This window comes from Ensifer sp. D2-11 (assembly GCF_054161295.1).
Genome location: NZ_CP096433.1, coordinates 3,242,566 through 3,262,852, shown reverse-complemented (window position 1 = coordinate 3,262,852; position 20,287 = coordinate 3,242,566). Strand labels below are relative to the sequence as shown.

Here is a 20,287-nt window from a genome sequence, read left to right as displayed (position 1 = left end):
AAAAACCCGGCTCGGTGAGCCGGGTCTTCCAATCATTCGGACCGATCAGTTGGCCGTGTCGTTGGTATTGGCCACCTGCGCGCGGACCTTTTCCTCGGCCATGCGCTGGGCAAACATCTGCGCGAAATCGATGGGATCGATCATCAGCGGCGGGAAGCCGCCGTTGCGGGTGGCGTCGGCTACGATCTGGCGCGCGAAGGGGAACAGGAGGCGCGGGCACTCGATGAAGAGCAGCGGCAGCATGTGCTCCTGCGGGAAGCCGGCAACGCGGAAGACGCCGCCATAGGCGAGCTCGACGTTGAAGAGCATCTTGTCGCCGTCCTTCGCCTGGGCGCTCAACGACAGGACAACGTCGAAATCATTCTCCGCCAGCGGATTGGCATTGACATTGACATTGATGTTGATCGACGGGGAGCGGTCGCGAGCCTGCAGCGAACGCGGTGCGCCGGGGTTCTCGAAGGAGAGGTCCTTGACGTACTGGGCCAGGATATTGAGCGACGGGCTCTGCTGCTGCTGGGCACTGCCGTTGCCGTTGGATGCGGTATCAGTCGTCATAAGAGTTTCCTCGGACTTCGAAATGGTGAGGCCATCTAACATTTAGGGCCTGGGCTTACAACCCTCGTGGCCCGACCTGGCTCGACGCAAGAGCACGTCCGGCTCTTCTTTGGGAGCCGTATTATAGACCCGATTGGAGCCGGGATCAGAAAAAGTGAAGCTCGGATCAATGAGGCGGACGATCCGGCGGCGGCGGGTCATCTTCGTCCTTTGTCTTGCGCGAAAATTCGTCCTCGTCGAGATCGATCGTCAGCGGGCCGCGGCGCTCCTCGCGAGGGGTGCCAGCGGACTGGGGGCCAGCGGATTGGGGACCAGAGGATTGAGGGCCAGGGGATTGGCGCCTGGAGGAACGATAGAAGCCGGTTGCGCTGCTCAAAATCGTCATCCTTCTGCGCAGGAAGGCGGCGATGGCGCGCCGGACCGGGGGCAGAAAGATGAGAAGGCCGACGAGGTCGCTGATGAAACCGGGCACGATCAAAAGGATAGCGGCGATGAAGATCAGCGCACCGCCGAGAACGTCCAGCCCCGGATCGTTGCCCGTCCGCGCCGCCTCCTGCACGCGCCGGAGCACGCCGAATCCCTGGATGCGCAGGAGCATGATGCCGGCGACGGCACTTGCGAAAACGAGAAGAAGCGTCATCGCCACGCCGATCTCGCGCCCGACGGCGACGAAGCCTGCGATTTCCGCAAGCGGCAGCCCGAGAATGACGAGCGGGATCAGGAAACGCATCGCCCGTGCTCGCAAGAAGGTGAGTGCAATTGTCCGGTCTCCGGTTTATGGGTGCGACATCGTCGTTTGAATGGTCTATCCTTCCGGACTATATGGAACAGTACGAGAAATTCTAACAGCGGTTCCGGGTGGAAATGGGCTCTTTTGATTTCATCACATTTTTTTTCCTGATCGCTGCCGTGGTCATCTTCCTGCAATTGCGTAGCGTCTTAGGTCGCAGGACCGGCAGCGAGCGGCCTCCTTTCGATCCCTACTCTCCACGGGATATCGCTCAAGGGCCGGAAGCCAAGGATAACGGCAAGGTCGTTCAGCTTCCCCGTCGCGAGACGGCGGAGGACGAGTCGCGCTATGCAGCGATCGAGACCGTCGCCAAAGCGGGAACTCCGCTGAATGCCCAACTCCGGGCAATGACCGACGCGGATCCCAACTTCAATCCGGCCGAATTCCTCAACGGTGCGAAGATGGCCTACGAGATGATCGTCATGGCCTTTGCCGATGGCGACCGCAAAACCCTCAAGGGTTTGCTGTCCCGCGAAGTCTACGAGGGCTTCGAGGCCGCGATTGCGGAGCGCGAGGCCAAGGGCGAGGTGGTCAAGTCGACCTTCGTCGGCATCGACAAAGCCGATATCGTGCACGCGGAGGTCAAGGACGCTGAGGAAAACATAACGGTCAGGATCATCAGCCAGCTTATTTCCGCGACCTACGACAAGCAGGGGAAACTGGTCGACGGAGACGCCGATTCGGTTGCCGAAGTGAACGACCTGTGGACTTTTGCGCGCGATATCCGTTCACGCGACCCGAATTGGAAGCTGATCGCCACCGAATCGGAAAACTGACCGGGAAGCGGGCGGCCATGGCTTTTCATCTCGAGCCGGTCTCCTTTTCGGAGCTGCCCGGCTGGTCTGCGGACGACCCGGCGCCGGTGATCGCTTCGCTTCGGCGCTGTCACCGGCATGTAACGGCGGTGAAGCCGTACAAGACCGGCTCGCTCGGCATTTCGGTCGGCGACCTCCTGCCCGCCTTCGATGCGGCGGGCAGCGATTTCTCCGATGCGGCGGCCGCACGCGCATTTTTCGAGGCCCAGTTCGTTCCGTTCCGCGTCTGCCCGGAAGAGAAAAGGACCGGCTTCGTCACCGCTTTCTACGAACCCGAGATCGAGGTACGGGCTGGGCCGGATGCGGAGTTCCGCTTTCCCTTCTACCGGCGCCCCTCGGACCTCGTCGACATCGACGACACGAACCGGCCGGCAGGAATGGACCCTTATTTCGTCTTCGGCCGCCGCCGCGACGGCAGGATCGAGGAATTTCCGGATCGCCGCGCGATCGAAGAAGGATTTCTCGCCGGCCGCGGTCTGGAAATCGCCTATGCCCGCTCCAAGGTCGACGTGTTCTTCGTCCATGTGCAGGGCGCGGCGCGGTTGATCTATCCGGACGGATCGCGCCGCCGCATCACCTATGCCGCCAAAACCGGGCACCGCTTTTCCGCCGTCGGGAAACTCTTGATCGATCGCGGCGAGATCGACGCCGCCACCGTGTCGATGGCGAGCATTCGCGGCTGGCTGGCGGCCCATGCCGACAGGGCGGACGAGGTTCTGTGGCACAACCGGTCCTTCATCTTTTTCCGCGAGGCGCCGGTCGAGGAGGAGGGGCTTGGCCCCGTGGCGGCTGCCAAGGTGCCGCTCGAGCCGGGACGCTCGCTTGCGGTCGACCGCCTCATCCACACATTCGGCGTTCCCTTTTACGTCGCGAGCGAAACCCTGACCCATCTCGACGGTGGACATCCCTTCGGTCGCCTGATGCTCGCGCTCGACACCGGTTCAGCCATCGTCGGCCCGGCGCGCGGCGATATCTTCACGGGCTCCGGCGACCAGGCGGGGGAACTCGCGGGTTGCGTGCGCAACGACGCAGACTTCTTCATTTTCGTACCCCGCGCGGCCGCGGTCCGATATCGCCCGACGTCCAGCCATGGCTAAGGACAAGAAGCTTTCCACCGAGGACCGCATTCTCTGGGGGAAGGTCGCGCGTTCGGCGCGGCCCATGCCCGGGCGGTTGGAGAATCTCGAGGAGCTGCTGGGCGGGACCGCGGAAATCAAGGCTGTACCCGGCCCGGAGGCGGCGCCTTCCTCGAGCACGCCCGAAAAGGCCGGCAGGGGCTTTTCTCTCAGCCGGGACAAGGCAGAACACCGCCCTCATCATCCGCTGGAGCGGCCCGTCAAACGCAAACTTGCCAAGGGCCGGCTGACGCTCGAGGCGAGGATCGACCTGCACGGCATGATCCAGAGCGAGGCGCACGGATTGCTGCTGCAGTTCCTCCTCAGGGCGCGCGACCGCGGCTTGAGGCATGTCCTCGTCATCACCGGCAAAGGGACGTCGCTCGGCAGCGACGGCGCCCTGAAGCGGGCCGTGCCGCTCTGGTTCTCGCTTCCCGAGTTCCGGCCATTGATATCGTCCTACGAACCGGCAGCCCGCAATCACGGCGGCGAGGGCGCGCTCTATGTGCGGCTGGCGCGTGCGAAGGGAGGCGCATCATGACTCCCTTCGGCGAAGCCGTGCGCGAACTTCGCCGGCGCAAGGGCGTGTCTCAGAAGGAGATGGCGGCGGCGATCGGGGTTTCGCCCGCCTATCTCTCCGCTCTCGAACACGGCAAGCGGGGAGCGCCGAGCTTCGACTTCCTCCAGCGCGTTGCCGGCTATTTCAACGTGATCTGGGACGAGGCCGACGAACTCTTCCGGATAGCGCATCTTTCAGACCCGAAAGTCGTGCTCGACACGTCCGGCCTTCCGCCCGGTCACACCGCCTTCGCCAACCGTTTGAGCATGGAGATTCGCGGCCTGTCGGCGGAGACGATTCGGGCGCTGGAAGATGTTTTGGAAAAAGCCACATTTCCTGATAAGGACAGGGGATGAAAGCCCCTCCCGGCCGAGATCTTCGCGTCGGGATTTGGAACCATTGGACAAATTTTCTATAGTCCGCGAGGCATCTCGCGCTGTGATTCGCAATGAATCGCGACGTCCGAAAACCTGGAAAGACCTGAGCCCGAATGACCGATATTTCTGAGACCGAAGCCGGCGCAATCGCCGAATATGGTGCCGATTCCATCAAGGTGCTGAAAGGCCTCGATGCCGTGCGCAAGCGCCCGGGCATGTATATCGGTGACACAGACGATGGCTCCGGTCTGCACCACATGGTCTACGAGGTCGTGGACAACGCGATTGACGAGGCGCTTGCCGGCCATGCGGACATCGTGACCGTTACGCTCAATCCCGACGGATCCGTCACGGTGACGGACAACGGCCGCGGCATACCGACGGACATCCACCGGGAAGAGGGCGTCTCGGCGGCGGAAGTCATCATGACGCAGCTTCATGCCGGCGGAAAATTCGACCAGAATTCCTACAAGGTCTCCGGTGGCCTGCACGGCGTCGGCGTTTCGGTCGTCAACGCGCTCTCCGTGTCGCTGAAGCTCAAGATCCGCCGGGCCGGCAAGATCCACGAAATGAGCTTCACCCACGGCGTAGCGGACGGGCCGCTCAAGGTGACGGGCGACGCCGGCGGCGAGACCGGAACCGAGGTCACCTTCACGCCGAGCGAACAGACCTTCTCGAACATCGAGTTCGAGTTCGGCACGCTCGAGCATCGACTGCGCGAACTCGCCTTCCTGAATTCCGGCGTGCGCATCGTGCTGACCGACAAGCGCCATTCTGACATCCGTCGGGAAGAAATGATGTATGACGGCGGTCTCGAGGCCTTCGTCGCCTATCTCGACCGGGCGAAGAAGCCGCTCGTGCAGAAGCCGGTGTCGATCCGCGGCGAGAAGGACGGCATCACCGTCGAAGTCGCAATGTGGTGGAACGACAGCTATCACGAGAACGTGCTGTGCTTCACCAACAACATTCCGCAGCGCGACGGCGGCACGCATATGGCCGGCTTCCGCGGCGCGCTCACGCGTCAGATCACCTCCTATGCCGATACATCCGGCATCACCAAGAAGGAAAAGGTATCGCTCACGGGCGACGATTGCCGCGAGGGGCTGACGGCTGTGCTGTCGGTGAAGGTTCCCGATCCCAAATTCTCCTCGCAGACCAAGGACAAGCTGGTGTCCTCGGAAGTCCGCCCGGTCGTCGAAAGCCTGGTCAACGAGGCCCTGAGCGTCTGGCTCGAAGAACATCCTTCCGATGCCAAGATTCTCGTGGGCAAGGTCGTGGAGGCGGCCGCCGCGCGCGAGGCCGCGCGCAAGGCACGCGAGTTGACGCGCCGAAAAGGTGCGCTCGACATCTCGTCGCTTCCCGGCAAGCTCGCCGATTGTTCCGAGCGCGACCCGGCCAAATCCGAACTCTTCCTGGTGGAGGGCGACTCGGCAGGCGGCTCGGCCAAGCAGGGCCGCTCGCGTGAAAACCAGGCGATCCTGCCACTGCGCGGCAAGATCCTCAACGTCGAGCGCGCGCGTTTCGACAAGATGCTGTCGAGCCAGGAAATCGGCACGCTGATCACCGCGCTCGGCACGTCGATCGGCAAGGACGAGTTCAACGCCGACAAGCTGCGCTATCACAAGATCATCATCATGACGGATGCCGACGTCGACGGGGCCCACATCCGCACGCTGCTGCTCACCTTCTTCTTCCGGCAGATGCCGGAGCTGATCGAGCGCGGCCACCTCTACATCGCCCAGCCGCCGCTTTACAAAGTGGCGCGCGGCAAGTCCGTCCAGTACCTCAAGGACGAGAAGGCGCTCGAAGATTATCTGATCAGCATGGGCCTCGAGGAGGCGTCGCTCGAACTCGCTTCGGGCGAAGTGCGCGTCGGCCAGGACCTTCGCGAGGTCATCAACGACGCGCTGCGCCTGCGCTCGCTGATGGAGGGGCTCCACTCCCGCTACAATCGCTCGGTCGTGGAGCAGGCCGCCATCGCCGGAGCGCTCAACGTGGAACTCAACGGCGAACGCGACGAATATCAGTTGATCGCCGCCGAAGTGGCCCGCCGGCTCGATGTCATCGCCGAGGAGACCGAGCGCGGCTGGGAGGCAGCGGTGACGGCGGAAGGCGGGCTGAAGCTCGAACGCATGGTGCGCGGCGTCAAGGAAGCGGCCGTGCTCGACATGGCGCTGATCGGTTCTTCCGATGCCCGCCATATCGATCAGCTCAAGGCACGGCTGAAGGAGGTCTATGGCGCTCCGCCGGTGCTGCGCCGCCGCGACGGCACGCAGGAGATCAGCGGTCCGCGCGCCCTCCTGGACGCGATCTTCGCCGCCGGCCGCAAGGGGCTCACCATGCAGCGCTACAAGGGCCTGGGCGAAATGAACGCCGAGCAATTGTGGGAGACGACCCTCGATCCGAACGTCCGTTCGCTGCTGCAGGTCAAGGTTACCGATGCGACGGATGCGGACGGTCTGTTCTCGCGCCTGATGGGCGACGAAGTGGAGCCGCGGCGCGACTTCATCCAGGAAAACGCACTGAGCGTCGCCAATCTCGATATTTGACGCGCAAGTGTAGCCGCAGCACTTTGATCATAGCTTCGACAAGAGCAGGGCGGTCCTCCGCCCTGCTCTCGTCTTTACGGAAGCTCGATCGCTCGCGGATCATTCGCCCGTGAAACGTCCTTCGAAGACGAGTTCGCTGATGGGCTTGCGCTGGCTTGGTTTTTCGCGTTCCCGCAGATCGTCCGGCAGGGTGGAAGGATCCGCAATCCTGCCGATCGCGACGGCTGCTTCGACCCGGTAGTGCTCCGGAACGCCGAGCACCTGCATGGCCTTCTCCCTGTCGACCCCCGCCATCGCATGGGCATGCCATCCGGCGAGCTGCGTCTGCAGCGCCAGCGCGAACCAGGACGCTCCCGTGTCGAAGGCATGCGTAAAGGCCGGCCTCAGTTCGCCGGTCGTTGTGACCCTGTGGGTTTTCGAAAGGATGATGACCAGGGCAGATGCGTTTTTCGCCCAGCGCTGGTTGCCCTCGTCGAGCGTCGACAGCAGGCGAACGAAATGCTCGGTGCCGTGGCGGGCGTAGACGAAGCGCCAGGGCTGAAGATTGCTGGCCGAAGGCGCCCAGCGCGCCGCTTCGAAAAGGGCGAGCAGATCCTTTTCCCCGATCTCCTCGCCGGTAAAGGCGCGCGGCGACCAGCGCTCCAGAAAGATCGAGTGGATGGGGTGATCGGCTCTTCTATGGTTGATTTCTGTCACGAACGAACATCCTTATTCTTGCAGATACGCACCTGTCCGACGCATCGCCATTCCTGCGCGTCAGCTCAATATAGGCGAGAAGGATCCGTAAACGGCAATCATGCGATTGTCGAACCGGCGAAAAAAGTTGTATAAGTTCTGTAGATTTTTTGAGGAAGGACTCGCCATGAATCTGAAAGACCCGTCGCTGTTTCGCCAGGCTGCTCTCGTGGGCGAGACCTGGATCGAAGCCGACCCGAAGAATGCGATCGAGGTGAACAATCCGGCGACCGGCGAAATCATCGGCCGCGTCCCGAAGCTCGGCGCCGCCGAGACCCGAACCGCGATCGAGGCCGCGGCGCGGGTGCAGAAGGAATGGGCGGCGAGGACCGCCAAGGAGCGCTCGGCGGTGCTGCGCCGCTGGTTCGAGCTGATGATCGAAAACAAGGACGATCTCGGCCGGATTCTGACGATGGAGCAGGGCAAGCCGCTAGCGGAGGCGACAGGCGAGATCGTCTACGGAGCGAGCTTCATCGAATGGTTCGCGGAAGAGGCGCGGCGTGTCTATGGCGATCTCGTCCCCGGCCATCAGAAGGACAAGCGCATTCTGGTGATGAAGCAGCCGATCGGCGTCGTCGCCGCGATTACGCCGTGGAACTTCCCGAACGCGATGATCACCCGCAAGGCCGGGCCGGCCTTTGCCGCCGGCTGCGCCATGGTCTTGAAGCCGGCCGCGCAGACGCCGTTCTCGGCCAACGCCATCGCCGTGCTCGCCGAGCGCGCGGGCATGCCGAAAGGTCTCTTCAGCGTCATTACCGGCTCCGCGCGCGAGATCGGCGCCGAGATGACTTCGAACCCGACCGTCCGCAAGCTTACCTTTACCGGCTCGACCGAGGTCGGCGCAGAGCTCTACCGCCAGAGCGCGGCAACGATCAAGAAGCTTGGCTTGGAACTCGGCGGCAACGCCCCGTTCATCGTCTTCGATGATGCCGATCTCGATGCGGCGGTCGAAGGCGCGCTGATCGCCAAGTTCCGCAACAATGGCCAGACCTGCGTCTGCGCCAACCGCATCTATGTGCAGGACGGCGTCTACGAGGCCTTCTCCGACAAGCTCGCCCAGGCCGTCGCCAAGCTCAAGACCGGCAACGGCATGGAGGACGGCGTCATCCTCGGACCGCTGATCGACCAGCCGGCGCTGGAAAAGGTCGAGGAGCATGTGGCGGATGCGCTTGCGAAGGGCGCGCGCGTGGTGCAGGGCGGCCGTCGCCATTCACTCGGCGGCACCTTCTACGAGGCGACGGTGCTGGCCGACGTGACCCAGGCGATGGCGGTCGCGCGGGAAGAGACCTTCGGACCGGTAGCGCCGCTCTTCCGCTTCAAGGACGAGTCGGATGTGATAGCACAGGCGAACGACACCGAATTCGGCCTCGCCTCCTATTTCTACGCCAAGGACCTCGCCCGCGTCTTCCGCGTGGCGGAAGCGCTGGAATACGGCATGGTCGGTGTCAATACAGGCCTGATCTCCACGGCCGAAGCACCCTTTGGTGGCGTCAAGCTCTCGGGCCTTGGCCGCGAGGGCTCGAAATACGGCATCGAGGAATTCATGGAGATCAAATATGTCTGCCTCGGCGGCATTGCCTGAGGCTGCTCGCGATCGGAAACAAGCCGGCCGGAAAGTTCTGGCCGGTTTTTTCTTTTGCCGTTAAGAGGTTAATCGACGTTTTGAAATTCGGGATTGCCCCTCACCCTAACCCTCTCCCTGCAGACGGGGAGAGGGGACTGGAGCGGTGCGGCATATCCCTTCTCCCCGCAGGCGGGGAGAAGGTGCCGGCAGGCGGATGAGGGGCAGAGAAAGCGGACGACTTCTCCGCATCCCAACCAGACAGACTCGGACGCAAGAGGAGACGACTATGCCCGCCCCCAAAAACACCTTCAAAGCGGCGATCCGCGAAAACCGCTTTCAGCTCGGTCTCTGGGTGGCGCTCGCCAGTCCCTATGCGGCGGAAGTGGTGGCCGGCAGCGGTTATGACTGGCTGCTGATCGATGGTGAGCATGCGCCGAACGACCTTCCCATGCTGGCGGCGCAGTATCGCGCCGTCGCCGGCGGAGGCAGTCATCCGATCGTCCGCTTGCCGGTCGGCGACGCGGTCATGATCAAGCAGATCCTGGATGCCGGCGTGCAAACGCTGCTGATCCCGATGGTCGACAATGTCGAGCAGGCGCGGCAGCTCGTGCGCGCCGTGCGCTACCCGCCGCATGGCGTTCGCGGTGTCGGTGCCGCGCTCGGCCGGGCAACGAACTTCAGCCGCATCGGCGACTATCTCGAAAACGCCAACGACGAGATCTGTCTGCTGCTGCAGATCGAGAGCCGGGCAGGGCTCGACGCGATCGACGCCATCGCTGCGCTGGACGGCGTCGATGGTCTGTTCGTCGGTCCGGCGGATCTTGCCGCGGACATGGGACATCTCGGAAATCCGGGCCATCCGGAGGTACGGACAGCGATAATCGAGGCCTTCGCGCGGATCGAGCGCGCCGGCAAGGCGCGCGGCATCATGACCCTCGATCCCGCCCAGGCGCGCGACTATCGTGACCTCGGGGCCGATTTCATGGCGATCGGCACCGACGTGACATTGCTCGTCAGCGCAACGGAGCGGCTGCGCCGGGAATTTCTTGGAGAGAGCGGACCGACACGGATAGAATCCGGCTATTGATCGATCTGCCTACTACGAAATCGACTGGAGCAGCGTCTCCCGCGCCGATTTCAGGTGCCGTCGGCAGGCCTGTTCGGCGAGCATGGGATCGCGCGATTGCAGCGCGGCGATGTAGTCGAGATGCTCCTCCAGCGCCCGGGCGTTGCGCTCCCGCGCATTCGCCTTGTTCCACTGGTAGTGATAGTGGAAGACGATGGCGATGACATCGTAGAAATCGATGATGAAGCGATTGCTCGACGATTTGTGCACCAGCAGGTGGAGGCGCTCGTCGAGTTCGGAAAATTCGCTATAGCGATTGTCGATGTCGGCGAGGATCTCCCGATGCACCGCCTCGATCTTCTTCAGCTCCTCCCAGGCCGGGTCCTGGTCGGGAAGGGAGACGAAGCGGGCGGCCGAGCGCAGCTCGAACATCTCCCTCACTTCCGTCAGTTCGAGTGCGAATTCGCGCGTGAACCCCTTGAGAACCCAGTGGCTGTTCGGCCGTTTCTCGATCAATCCGAATCGGCTGAAGCGGATCAGGAATTCGCGCACGCTGGTCGTCCCGGCACCGATTTCGCGGGCAAGCTCGAGCTCGTTGATCTGCATGCCGGGCTCGGCGCCGCCTGCCAGAATCCGGCGCATGAAGCTCCGCTCGATCCTTTCGGCGAGCGAATCGGTCTCCGCGGTCGGGAAGTAGTCCGAGGGCTCAGGCCTTCTCAGCACCGTCTTGCTGCGCTTGTCCCAGGCGATGAGGCTCAGTTCCTCGCAGCGCGTAAGGATGGCGCGCACGGTCGTGCGGCTGACACCGAGTGCCTGCCCGAGCTCCGGCTCGGACGGAAGCGTGGTGGTCTCCGCGAACAGCTCGAGGCAGCGGTTGAAGGCATCCTTGAAGACGGTGTTTTGCTTCGCCATTGGCGCGGATCCGGCCCGGTTCGGGTTTCTGGTGTCGGCACGTCTTGGCTCCGTTCCGCGACGACCGCAATGGCCCCATAATAGCCATTGACGAACATCTGTCTATTGTAGATAAAAGACAGAACTGGTGCTTGCACATGTTGGAAACCGTTCGGGAGGAGCTTGATTTGCCCGCACCGTCTTCGATCCTTCTTTCGCCGGACGATAACGTCGTCGTCGCCACCGCGGCGATTGCGCCGGGCGACCGGCTGGCCGGCGGAGTGTCGGCGGTCGCGCGCATAGAGCCGGGCCACAAGGCCGCGATCCGCAGGATCGACGTCGGTGAGCCGGTGGTCAAATACGGCCAGGCGATCGGCCGCGCCACATCCCCCATCGCGCCCGGCGAGCACGTTCATTCCCATAATCTTGCCTTCGATCAGGGCCGGCTCGCCATTGGCGCCGCCGTTCCGCCGGAGACTGCGAGCGAGGCGGACAAGGCGCGCACATTCCTCGGCTATCGCCGGGCGGACGGTAGGGCCGCAACGCGCAACTATATCGGCATCGTCGCCAGCGTGAACTGTTCCACCACGGTCTGTCGCGCGATCGCCGACGAGGCGAACAGGCGCATTCTGCCAAAATATGAAGGTATCGACGGTTTCGTGCCGATCGTCCACGACCAGGGATGCGGCATGTCGTCCACCGGCGACGGCATGAAGAACCTGCACCGGACGCTCGCCGGCTATGCGCGCCACGCGAATTTCGGCGGCGTGCTGATGGTCGGGCTCGGCTGCGAGGTCAATCAGCTGACGCTCTACGGCCAGAGCGGGGCCGGGGCCGAGAAGCGGCATTTCAACATCCAGGAGGCCGGCGGTTCGCGCCGCTCGGTCGAGCGCGCCCTCGGCATTCTCGACGAAATCGCCAAGGAAGTCGCGGCCGCCCGGCGCGTGCCGATCCCGGTCAGCGAGATCATCGTCGGCCTGCAATGCGGCGGTTCGGACGGGCTTTCCGGCATCACCGCCAATCCGGCGCTCGGCGCGGCGGTCGACATACTCGCCGCCGCCGGCGGCACGGCGATCCTTTCCGAGACCTCCGAGATCTACGGAGCCGAGCATCTGCTGCGCAGCCGAGCGGTCAACGAGACGGTTGCGGTCAAGCTCGACGGCCTGATCGCTTGGTGGGAGGACTATGTGGCGATGCATGGCGCCTCGCTCGACAATAATCCTTCGCCGGGTAACAAGCGGGGCGGCCTGACGACGATTCTCGAGAAGTCGCTTGGCGCCGTCGCCAAGGGCGGCCGCTCGCCGTTGACGGCTGTCTACAATTACGCCGAGCGCGTGACCGAGCCCGGCCTGGTCTTCATGGACACGCCCGGCTACGATCCGGTCTCGGCAACCGGCCAGGTCGCCGGCGGAGCCAACGTCATCGCGTTCACGACCGGCCGCGGCAGCTGTTTCGGCTGTCGGCCGGCGCCGTCGATCAAGCTCACCAGCAACACGGCGCTCTATCGGGCCATGGAAGAGGACATGGACATCGACTGCGGCGTCATCGCCTCGGGTGAAACCACCATCGCCGATCTCGGCCGGGGGATTTTCGAGCTCATCATAGAGACCGCATCGGGCCGCAAGACCAAGAGCGAGCTTTTCGGCTACGGCGACAACGAATTCGTGCCCTGGCATCTGGGGGCGACGCTCTAGGGTGAGGGGCGATTATGGTTGCCCCTCATCCGCCTGCCGGCACCTTCTCCCCGCAGGCGGGGAGAAGGGACTCGCGGCGCCGGCTCGTGCGCTCCGTGTACAGGGAGAGGGTTAGGTGAGGGGCAGATTTTCCTTGGAGGGAGGAGACAAGGAATGCAGACGAGAAGGATAGGCCGGACCGCGCTTGCGGTGACCAAATACAGTTTCGGCACGGCGGGACTGGGCGGTCTCTATCGCGAATGTACCCGCGAAGCGGCGATGGTGACGCTCGACGCCGCCTGGGAAGCGGGTATCCGCTATTTCGATACGGCGCCGTTCTATGGGCTGGGCCTTGCCGAGCGGCGGGTCGGCGACTTCCTGCGCGACAAGCCGCGCGACAGCTTCGTGCTGTCGACGAAGGTCGGCCGCCTGCTTCATCCGGTGCCTGAGAACCAGGTCCCTGACTATTCCTACGTCAAGCCGCTGAACTTCGACGTCACCTATGACTACGGCTACGACGCGATCATGCGTTCGGTCGAGATGAGTTATGCCCGTCTCGGTCTCAACCGCATCGACATTCTTTATGTCCACGACATCGGCGGCTACACGCATGGCGCGGCGAAAAACGCCGTCTACCTGCGGCAGCTTCTGGATTCCGGCCTGAAAGCACTCGATGAGCTGAAATCGAGCGGCGTCATTTCAGCCTACGGCCTCGGCGTCAACGAGGTGCCGGTCTGCCTGGATGTCATGCGCCAGGCCGACATCGACTGCATCCTGCTTGCCGGTCGCTATACGCTCCTCGACCGCTCCGCGGTTGCCGAGCTCCTGCCGCTCTGCGCGAAGAAGGACACCTCGCTGGTCGTCGGCGGCGTGTTCAATTCCGGCATTCTCGCGACCGGACCGATCGAGGGAGCGCATTTCGATTACATGCCCGCGACCGGCGAGGTGCGCGCCAAAGTCGCGGCGATGGAGCGTATCGCCGGAGAGCGCGGCATGCCGCTGGCCGCCCCGGCCCTGCAGTTCCCGCTGGCCAATCCTCACGTCGCCTCGGTGCTGCTCGGAACCGCCAAACCGTCGAGCCTGACGCGCAACATGGAACTGACCCGCTACGGGATCGCGCCGGAAGATTACGCGGCCTTCGAACCCCATACGCTTGTCGCGCCCGAGCTGGGGCCGGAGGCGGTAAGGGCCTGATGCTTTGCCGCCCTCGATGGCGGCCGCCACTCTCATAAGCAACCGGGCCCGCATGCACCTGGCGGCCCGGTCGATAACGGAACAAGGTGTCACTGAGAGGAGAACCCGATGAGCATAGCCAAGCGCATTCTTTCACGCCGTGCCTTCAACGCCCTGGCCGGCGCCGCTTTCGTCGCCGCAATGGTCCCCGCGACCTCTTTCGCGCAGGACGTCACGATTCCCATCATCGTCAAGGACACCACCTCCTTCTACTGGCAGATCGTGCTTGCGGGCGCGCGCGCCGCCGGCAAGGACCTCGGCGTCAACGTGCCGGAGCTCGGCGCCCAGTCGGAATCCGACATCAACGGCCAGATCACCATCCTGGAAAACGCCGTTGCGGGCGCGCCGGCCGCGGTCGTGATCGCGCCGACGGAGTTCAAGGCGCTCGGCAAGCCCGTCGACGAGGCCGCGAAATCGGTTCCGGTGATCGGCATCGATTCCGGGGCGGATTCGAAGGCCTTCACCTCCTTCCTGACCACGGACAACGTCCAGGGCGGACGCATAGCCGCCGACGGTCTTGCCGCCGCCATCAAGGAGGCGACCGGCAAGGAAGAGGGCGAGATCGCTATTATTACCAGCCTGCCGGGCGTCGGCTCGCTCGACCAGCGCCGCGAAGGCTTTCTCGATCAGGTCAAGACGAAATATCCGGGCCTGAAAGTGGTTGCCGACAAGTATGCCGACGGACAGGCGACGACCGGTCTCAACATCATGACCGATCTGATCACCGCCAACCCCAACCTCGTCGGCGTTTTCGCCTCGAACCTGATCATGGCGCAGGGCGTCGGCCAGGCGATCGCCGAGAACAAGCTCGGCGACAAGATCAAGGTGATCGGCTTCGACAGCGACGAGAAGACCGTGGGCTTCCTCAAGGAAGGCGTGCTGGCGGGCCTCGTCGTCCAGGATCCCTACCGCATGGGCTATGACGGCGTGAAGACGGCTCTCGCGGTCTCCAAGGGCGAGAAGGTCGAAGCCAATGTCGATACCGGCGCGAATCTGGTCACCAAGGCCAATATGAGCGAGCCGAAGATCGACGCGCTTCTGAATCCGAAGGTCAACTGACGAACGGAATTGCGCGGCGCCGCAGGACCGGCGCTGCGCATCGCCTTCAGGAGAACAGTGCAACGGCCGAGGGGATCGGCCGTTGCGATCCGGGAAGTGGAGGACAATGCCATGATAGGGCTTCAAGAGGTCAGCCATCGCCATGACGAACAGGTGAGGGCGGCGGGCGGCCGTCCGGTTCCGAAGGGCGCACCCATCCTGGAACTCCGCGGCCTGCAGAAAAACTATGGCGCGGTCGAGGCTCTGAAGCCCGCGACGATGACCTTTCTATCCGGCGAAATCCACGCGATCGTCGGCGAGAACGGTGCCGGCAAATCGACGCTGATCAAGCTCCTGACCGGGGTCATTGCCCGCAGTGCCGGAGAAATCCGCTGGTGCGGCGAAACTGTCGACCTCGCCACGCCCAACGAAGCGATCGCCCGCGGCATCAATGCGGTTCACCAGGAGGTGGTGCTTTGCCCGCATCTGAGCGTTGCGGCGAACATGTTCCTGGGCGACGAGATGAACCGGCGCGGGCTGATGCGCAAGCGCGCGATGACCGGCGCGGCCCAGGGCGTGCTTGACGATCTCGGCTTCAATCTGCCCGCCAATGCCGAACTCGGCAGCCTGACGATCGGCCAGCAGCAGCTGGTCGCCACTGCTCGGGCGGCCATGCGCGGCACGCAGTTCCTCATCTTCGACGAGCCCACGGCCTATCTCACGCGACAGGAATCGGCACAGCTTTTCCGCCTGATCCGCCGGCTGCAGGGCGAGGGCGTCACGATCGTCTACATCAGCCACAGGCTGGAAGAGGTGTTCGAGCTTGCGGACCGCGTCTCGGTGCTTCGCGACGGCACGCATGTCGGCACGCGCGCGATTTCCGAGACGAACGAGGCCGAGCTCATCACTTTGATGATCAACCGCACGATCGAACAGATCTACCACAAGGAACGTTTCGAACCGGGCGAGATGATCGTCGAGACGCGCGGGCTCTCCGGTCCAGGTTTCCGCGACATATCGCTCTCGGTCAGGGCGGGCGAGATCGTCGGGCTCTACGGTCTGATCGGCGCCGGCCGCAGCGAATTCGCGCTCGGCCTTTACGGGCGCAATCCGGTGAGCGCCGGAGAGATCTTCTGGCAGGGCCGCAAGGTCGCGATAGGCAATGAGCGGAAGGCCATGGATCTCGGGATCGCGCTCGCGCCGGAGAGCCGCCGCGATCAGGGCCTGTGCCTCAACCTGCCGATCGGCGTCAATATCAACCTGCCTGTTTTCAAAAGGCTGACGCGCGGCTTGACGATCAACCGCGCGCAGGAGGCCTCCAATGCCGAACGTCAGATCAGGGATCTGAAGATCAAGACGCCGTCGCGGCGGGTGCTTGCCTCCGCCATGTCCGGCGGCAACCAGCAGAAAATCGTTATCGGCAGATGGCTGAGCCACGGAGCGAAGCTCTTCATCTTCGACGAGCCGACCGTGGGCGTCGATGTCGGCACCAAGGCGGAAATCTACCGGCTGTTTGCGCGGCTTCTGGAGAAGGGGGCAGGGATCATCCTGATCTCCTCCTACCTGCCGGAGGTCTATGAACTGGCCGATCGCCTGCATGTGTTCCGGCAGGGGCGGCTTGTGGCAAGCCACGACTACCGGGCCGCAAGCCATGAGGAAGTGCTGGCGCAGGCGATCAATGCCTGAGAGCCGGATGAGGAAGGACGCAGGGAGGAAGCGATGAGTGTGGAAACGGTTGAAAGCGCGGGACCGACGCCGAAGAAAGGCGTCAGCATCCTGTTCGGTCTGACGCTCGTGGGATTGCTGGTCGTCCTCTGGCTGCTCCTCGGCCTGGCGACCAACGCCTTCTGGACGCCGAACAACATCAGCAACCTCCTGCGTCAGGGGGCGATGACCGCGATTCTCGCCGTCGGCCAGACCTTCGTCATCATCACGGCCGGCATCGACCTTTCGGTCGGCGCCGTCGTCGGTTTCACCAGCGTCATCGTCGCCTGGCTGCTCGCGGCGGGGGTTCCGCTCTGGCTCGCGATCATCGCGACGCTGGCGATCGGCGTGCTGATCGGCGCCTTCCATGCCTTCGGCATCGTCCGCATGGGGCTGCCGCCCTTCATCATCACGCTTGCGACGCTGACCTCGCTTCGCGGCATCGGTCTCCTGATCACCAACGGCTCGACCATCTCGATCACCAACGACGCCTTCACCACGTTCTCACGGGCCGACTTCCTCGGAATTCCCAGTCTCTTCTGGATGGTGATCGTCGTTGCGATTCCGGCTTACGTCTTCCTGCATCTTAGCCGCTTCGGCCGTTATCTCTTCGCCGTCGGCTCCAACAGCGAGGCGGCGCGCCTTTCCGGCGTCAACGTCAACCGCACGATCTATCTGGCCTATATCCTGTCATCGACGTGCGCCGCCTTCGTCGGGCTGCTGCTCGCCTCGCGCATCGGCATCGGCAACGCCACGCAGGCCGAAGGCTGGGAGCTGCAGGCGATCGCTTCGTCGGTCATCGGCGGCACGAGCCTTTTCGGCGCCGTCGGCTCGGTCCACGGTCCCCTGCTCGGCGCCTTCATCCTTGCGACGATCAACAACGGCGCCAATCTCCTGAACGTAAATTCCTTCTGGCAGCGCATCATCACCGGGCTGCTGATCATCGTGATCGTCTATTTCGACCAGTTGCGGCGGCGGGGGGCGCGGTGATGGCCGCCTGCCCGCAACCGGTCCCCAGGAAGCTTCGGAGCGCCGCATGAAAGCCGTCGTCTGTTCAGAGCCCGGCCGCCTCGCGCTCGTCGCCCGCAGCGGGCCTGAGGCACCGCCACCCGGCTCGGTGCGCCTTGCCGTCAGCCGCGTCGGGATCTGCGGCACCGATTATCATATCTTCGAGGGCAAGCACCCCTTTCTCGAATATCCGCGCGTGATGGGCCACGAGATCTCTGCGAGAGTGATCGAAGGCGGTCCCGGCACCCGGCTCGCGCCGGGGACGCTCGTGGTCGTAAATCCCTATCTCTCCTGCGGGGAGTGCATCGCCTGCCGCAAAGGCAAGCCGAACTGCTGCACGGCGATCCGCGTCCTCGGCGTTCACACCGACGGCGCCTTCTGTGAAGAAATCGTCATGCCCGAGCAGAACCTCTATCCGGCCGAAGGCCTTTCGCCGGAAGCCGCCTCGGCGGTCGAGTTCCTGGCGATCGGCGCTCATGCCGTCCGGCGTTCGGTGGCAGGCCGAGGCGTCCGTTCGCTGGTGATAGGTGCCGGTCCGATAGGACTTGGGACGGCCCTCTTCTCGCGCATCGCCGGCCACGACGTAAGGCTGCTCGACACGAGCGAGGAGCGCCTGGCCTTCGCCACGGAAAAGCTCGGCTTTTCGCCCGGCATCCTAGCGGGCGACGATGCGGCGCTCGCGCAGGCGACGGGCGAGGAGGGTTTCGACGTCGTCTTCGACGCCACCGGCAACGCCCAGTCGATGGAACGGGCGTTTGGCCATGTCGCCCACGGCGGCACGCTCGTCTTCGTCAGCGTGGTCAAGGAGGAGATCCGCTTCTCGGATCCCGAATTCCACAAGCGGGAAATGACGCTCGTCGCCAGCCGCAACGCCACGCGCGAGGACTTCGATCACGTCATTCAGTCGCTTGCGGCGGGGCTCGTCCCGATAGAGGCGCTCGTCACCCACCGCACGACGCTCGAGGACCTCGTCCGCGACCTTCCCCGCTGGGTCCACGACAAGTCGGGGCTCGTCAAGGCGGTTGTCGCGGTGAGCGCCGGGTGAGAGGCTTCATTCCATGGGGATGTCCTTCCCAAAAAGTGAGGGATGCGTTTGTTGCGCTGCACAAGAAAAATGCTAGTGTAGCAGCGATTGCGGACACCAGAGACGAACAACCGCAAGCTAGATCATTCCGCCGTCCCGGTGAAATGATCCACTCTTCGTGACTAGGCGCTTTCGGATGGAAACCATTAGAAATGTTTCCTGTGGAAGCGCTCCGGCGTCGGACTGGGAGCGGCGTTTTCGTTGATTTGAAACAAGGGATACGCGCCCATGTTCTACCAGCTTTACGAGATGAACCATGCGATGATGGCTCCGTGGCGCACGGCGGCGGACGCCATGCGGCTGGCCTTCAGCAATCCGATGAACCCGGTTTCGCATACCTATTTCGGCCGTGCCGCAGCCGCGGGGCTGGAGGTTTTCGAGCGTGCCACCCGCCGCTACGGCAAGCCGGAATTCGGCCTTCCCGAAACCGAGATCGATGGGCAGCCCGTGCCGGTCCGCGAAAGGATCGTCTGGCGCGAGCCGTTCTGCAACCTCATACATTTCGAGCGCAGCCTGCCAAGGGATCGCGCTCCGGATCCGAAAGTCCTGATCGTTGCGCCGATGTCCGGCCACTACGCCACGCTGTTGCGCGGAACGGTGGAAGCACTGCTGCCCCATTCCGACGTCTACATCACCGACTGGATCGACGCCCGCATGGTTCCCTTGAGCGAGGGAACCTTCGATCTCGACGACTATATCGACTACGTCATTCAGATGCTGCATTTCCTGGGGCCGGATGCGCATGTGATCGGGGTCTGTCAACCGGCCGTGCCGGTTCTGGCGGCCGTCGCGCTGATGGAGGCGGCGGAGGATCCCCTCGCACCGTCGACGATGACGCTGATGGGCGGGCCGATCGACACGCGCATCAACCCGACCGCGGTCAACGAGCTTGCGAAGGAACGGCCGATCGAGTGGTTCCGCGACAATGTCGTCATGCCGGTTCCGTGGCCGCAGCCCGGCTTCATGCGCATGGTCTATCCGGGCTTTCTCCAGCTCTCCGGCTTCATGTCGATGAACCTCGACCGGCACCTGATCGCCCACAAGGAGTTCTTCGCCCATCTTGTCAAGAACGATGGCGATGCGGCCGAAAAACACCGTGACTTCTACGACGAATATCTGGCGGTGATGGATCTGACCGCGGAGTTCTACCTACAGACCGTGCAGGTGGTGTTCATGCAACATGCGCTGCCCAAGGGCGAGATGATCCACCGCGGCAAGCGTGTCGATCCGACGGCGATCCGACGCGTCGCGCTGCTGACCGTCGAGGGCGAGAACGACGACATTTCCGGCCTCGGCCAGACCAAGGCGGCGCAGACGATCTGCACCGGCATTCCCGATTCTATGCGGCAGCACTACATGCAGCCCGACGTCGGCCATTACGGCGTCTTCAACGGTTCGCGTTTCCGCCGCGAGATCGCACCGCGCATAGTCGCCTTCCAGCGCCGGCATTCACGCCATGCGAAGCCGGTCAAACAGCTCATCAAGGGCGGCAAGTCGGCCTGAGCGCGTCATTGGAGCGCTCGATTTGCCG

18 protein-coding genes are annotated in these 20,287 nt (G+C 63.7%); 14 read left to right on the top strand and 4 right to left on the bottom strand.

Going from position 1 to position 20,287, the window contains the following annotated elements:
• Positions 1-45 precede the first annotated feature (45 nt).
• Positions 46-555 carry a protein-export chaperone SecB gene (gene secB, locus M1D34_RS15625; RefSeq protein ID WP_026169012.1) on the bottom strand — a complete coding sequence of 170 codons (510 nt, stop codon included), beginning with the start codon at positions 553-555 and terminating at the stop codon, positions 46-48.
• A gap of 166 nt (positions 556-721) precedes the next feature.
• A complete protein-coding gene (locus M1D34_RS15620; RefSeq protein ID WP_498779806.1) occupies positions 722-1,285 on the bottom strand; it encodes an FxsA family protein in 564 nt (187 codons plus the stop codon).
• A gap of 134 nt (positions 1,286-1,419) precedes the next feature.
• Between M1D34_RS15620 and M1D34_RS15615 the strand changes: the two genes are divergently transcribed.
• The 5 genes from M1D34_RS15615 to gyrB all read left to right on the top strand — a co-directional run bounded on the left by M1D34_RS15615 (position 1,420) and on the right by gyrB (position 6,760).
• On the top strand, positions 1,420-2,121 hold the full coding sequence (locus tag M1D34_RS15615) for a Tim44/TimA family putative adaptor protein (RefSeq protein WP_498779805.1): 702 nt from the start codon (positions 1,420-1,422) through the stop codon (positions 2,119-2,121).
• Between the two features lie 17 nt (positions 2,122-2,138).
• Positions 2,139-3,257 carry a murein transglycosylase A gene (gene mltA / locus M1D34_RS15610; protein WP_498779803.1) on the top strand — a complete coding sequence of 373 codons (1,119 nt, stop codon included), beginning with the start codon at positions 2,139-2,141 and terminating at the stop codon, positions 3,255-3,257.
• Positions 3,250-3,816, top strand: a complete 567-nt coding sequence (locus M1D34_RS15605; RefSeq protein ID WP_027992958.1) for a Smr/MutS family protein — start codon at positions 3,250-3,252, stop codon at positions 3,814-3,816. Before mltA ends, M1D34_RS15605 begins: the two co-directional genes overlap by 8 nt.
• Positions 3,813-4,190: a helix-turn-helix domain-containing protein gene (locus M1D34_RS15600; protein ID WP_003531717.1), complete on the top strand. Its 378-nt coding sequence runs from the start codon at positions 3,813-3,815 to the stop codon at positions 4,188-4,190. Before M1D34_RS15605 ends, M1D34_RS15600 begins: the two co-directional genes overlap by 4 nt.
• A 134-nt stretch (positions 4,191-4,324) precedes the next feature.
• On the top strand, positions 4,325-6,760 hold the full coding sequence (gyrB, locus tag M1D34_RS15595; protein WP_003531714.1) for a DNA topoisomerase (ATP-hydrolyzing) subunit B: 2,436 nt from the start codon (positions 4,325-4,327) through the stop codon (positions 6,758-6,760).
• A 99-nt stretch (positions 6,761-6,859) separates the two neighbouring features.
• Here the strand turns inward: gyrB and M1D34_RS15590 are convergent, their stop codons facing one another.
• On the bottom strand, positions 6,860-7,456 hold the full coding sequence (locus M1D34_RS15590; RefSeq protein ID WP_107607798.1) for a nitroreductase family protein: 597 nt from the start codon (positions 7,454-7,456) through the stop codon (positions 6,860-6,862).
• Between the two features lie 166 nt (positions 7,457-7,622).
• Between M1D34_RS15590 and gabD the strand changes: the two genes are divergently transcribed.
• Together gabD and hpaI are read left to right on the top strand one after the other, a co-directional pair.
• Positions 7,623-9,077: an NADP-dependent succinate-semialdehyde dehydrogenase gene (gene gabD / locus M1D34_RS15585; protein WP_498779801.1), complete on the top strand. Its 1,455-nt coding sequence runs from the start codon at positions 7,623-7,625 to the stop codon at positions 9,075-9,077.
• 268 nt (positions 9,078-9,345) lie between these two features.
• Positions 9,346-10,146, top strand: coding sequence for a 4-hydroxy-2-oxoheptanedioate aldolase (gene hpaI, locus M1D34_RS15580; protein ID WP_107607800.1), 801 nt, complete (start codon positions 9,346-9,348; stop codon positions 10,144-10,146).
• 12 nt (positions 10,147-10,158) lie between these two features.
• Here the strand turns inward: hpaI and M1D34_RS15575 are convergent, their stop codons facing one another.
• A complete protein-coding gene (locus tag M1D34_RS15575; protein ID WP_003536424.1) occupies positions 10,159-11,037 on the bottom strand; it encodes a GntR family transcriptional regulator in 879 nt (292 codons plus the stop codon).
• 137 nt (positions 11,038-11,174) lie between these two features.
• On the opposite strand from M1D34_RS15575, the gene M1D34_RS15570 reads away from it, so the two are divergent.
• The 7 genes from M1D34_RS15570 to phaZ all read left to right on the top strand — a co-directional run bounded on the left by M1D34_RS15570 (position 11,175) and on the right by phaZ (position 20,259).
• Positions 11,175-12,710 (top strand): UxaA family hydrolase, encoded by a 1,536-nt coding sequence (locus M1D34_RS15570; RefSeq protein ID WP_164819206.1) that lies wholly within the window; start codon positions 11,175-11,177, stop codon positions 12,708-12,710.
• A gap of 153 nt (positions 12,711-12,863) precedes the next feature.
• The gene (locus M1D34_RS15565) at positions 12,864-13,883 is read left to right on the top strand and encodes an aldo/keto reductase (RefSeq protein ID WP_498779799.1); all 1,020 of its coding nucleotides are present in this window, start codon (positions 12,864-12,866) and stop codon (positions 13,881-13,883) included.
• Positions 13,884-13,991: 108 nt separating this feature from the next.
• Entirely contained in the window at positions 13,992-14,981 is a 990-nt protein-coding gene (locus M1D34_RS15560; RefSeq protein ID WP_003536438.1) for an ABC transporter substrate-binding protein, read from the top strand.
• 111 nt (positions 14,982-15,092) lie between these two features.
• The gene (locus M1D34_RS15555) at positions 15,093-16,646 is read left to right on the top strand and encodes a sugar ABC transporter ATP-binding protein (RefSeq protein ID WP_498779797.1); all 1,554 of its coding nucleotides are present in this window, start codon (positions 15,093-15,095) and stop codon (positions 16,644-16,646) included.
• Positions 16,647-16,679: 33 nt separating this feature from the next.
• Entirely contained in the window at positions 16,680-17,654 is a 975-nt protein-coding gene (locus M1D34_RS15550) for an ABC transporter permease (protein WP_010968301.1), read from the top strand.
• Positions 17,655-17,700: 46 nt separating this feature from the next.
• Complete coding sequence (locus M1D34_RS15545; protein ID WP_498779795.1) at positions 17,701-18,717, top strand: zinc-binding alcohol dehydrogenase family protein; 1,017 nt, start codon at positions 17,701-17,703, stop codon at positions 18,715-18,717.
• Positions 18,718-18,984: 267 nt separating this feature from the next.
• Entirely contained in the window at positions 18,985-20,259 is a 1,275-nt protein-coding gene (gene phaZ / locus M1D34_RS15540; RefSeq protein ID WP_003536442.1) for a polyhydroxyalkanoate depolymerase, read from the top strand.
• Positions 20,260-20,287 lie beyond the last annotated feature (28 nt).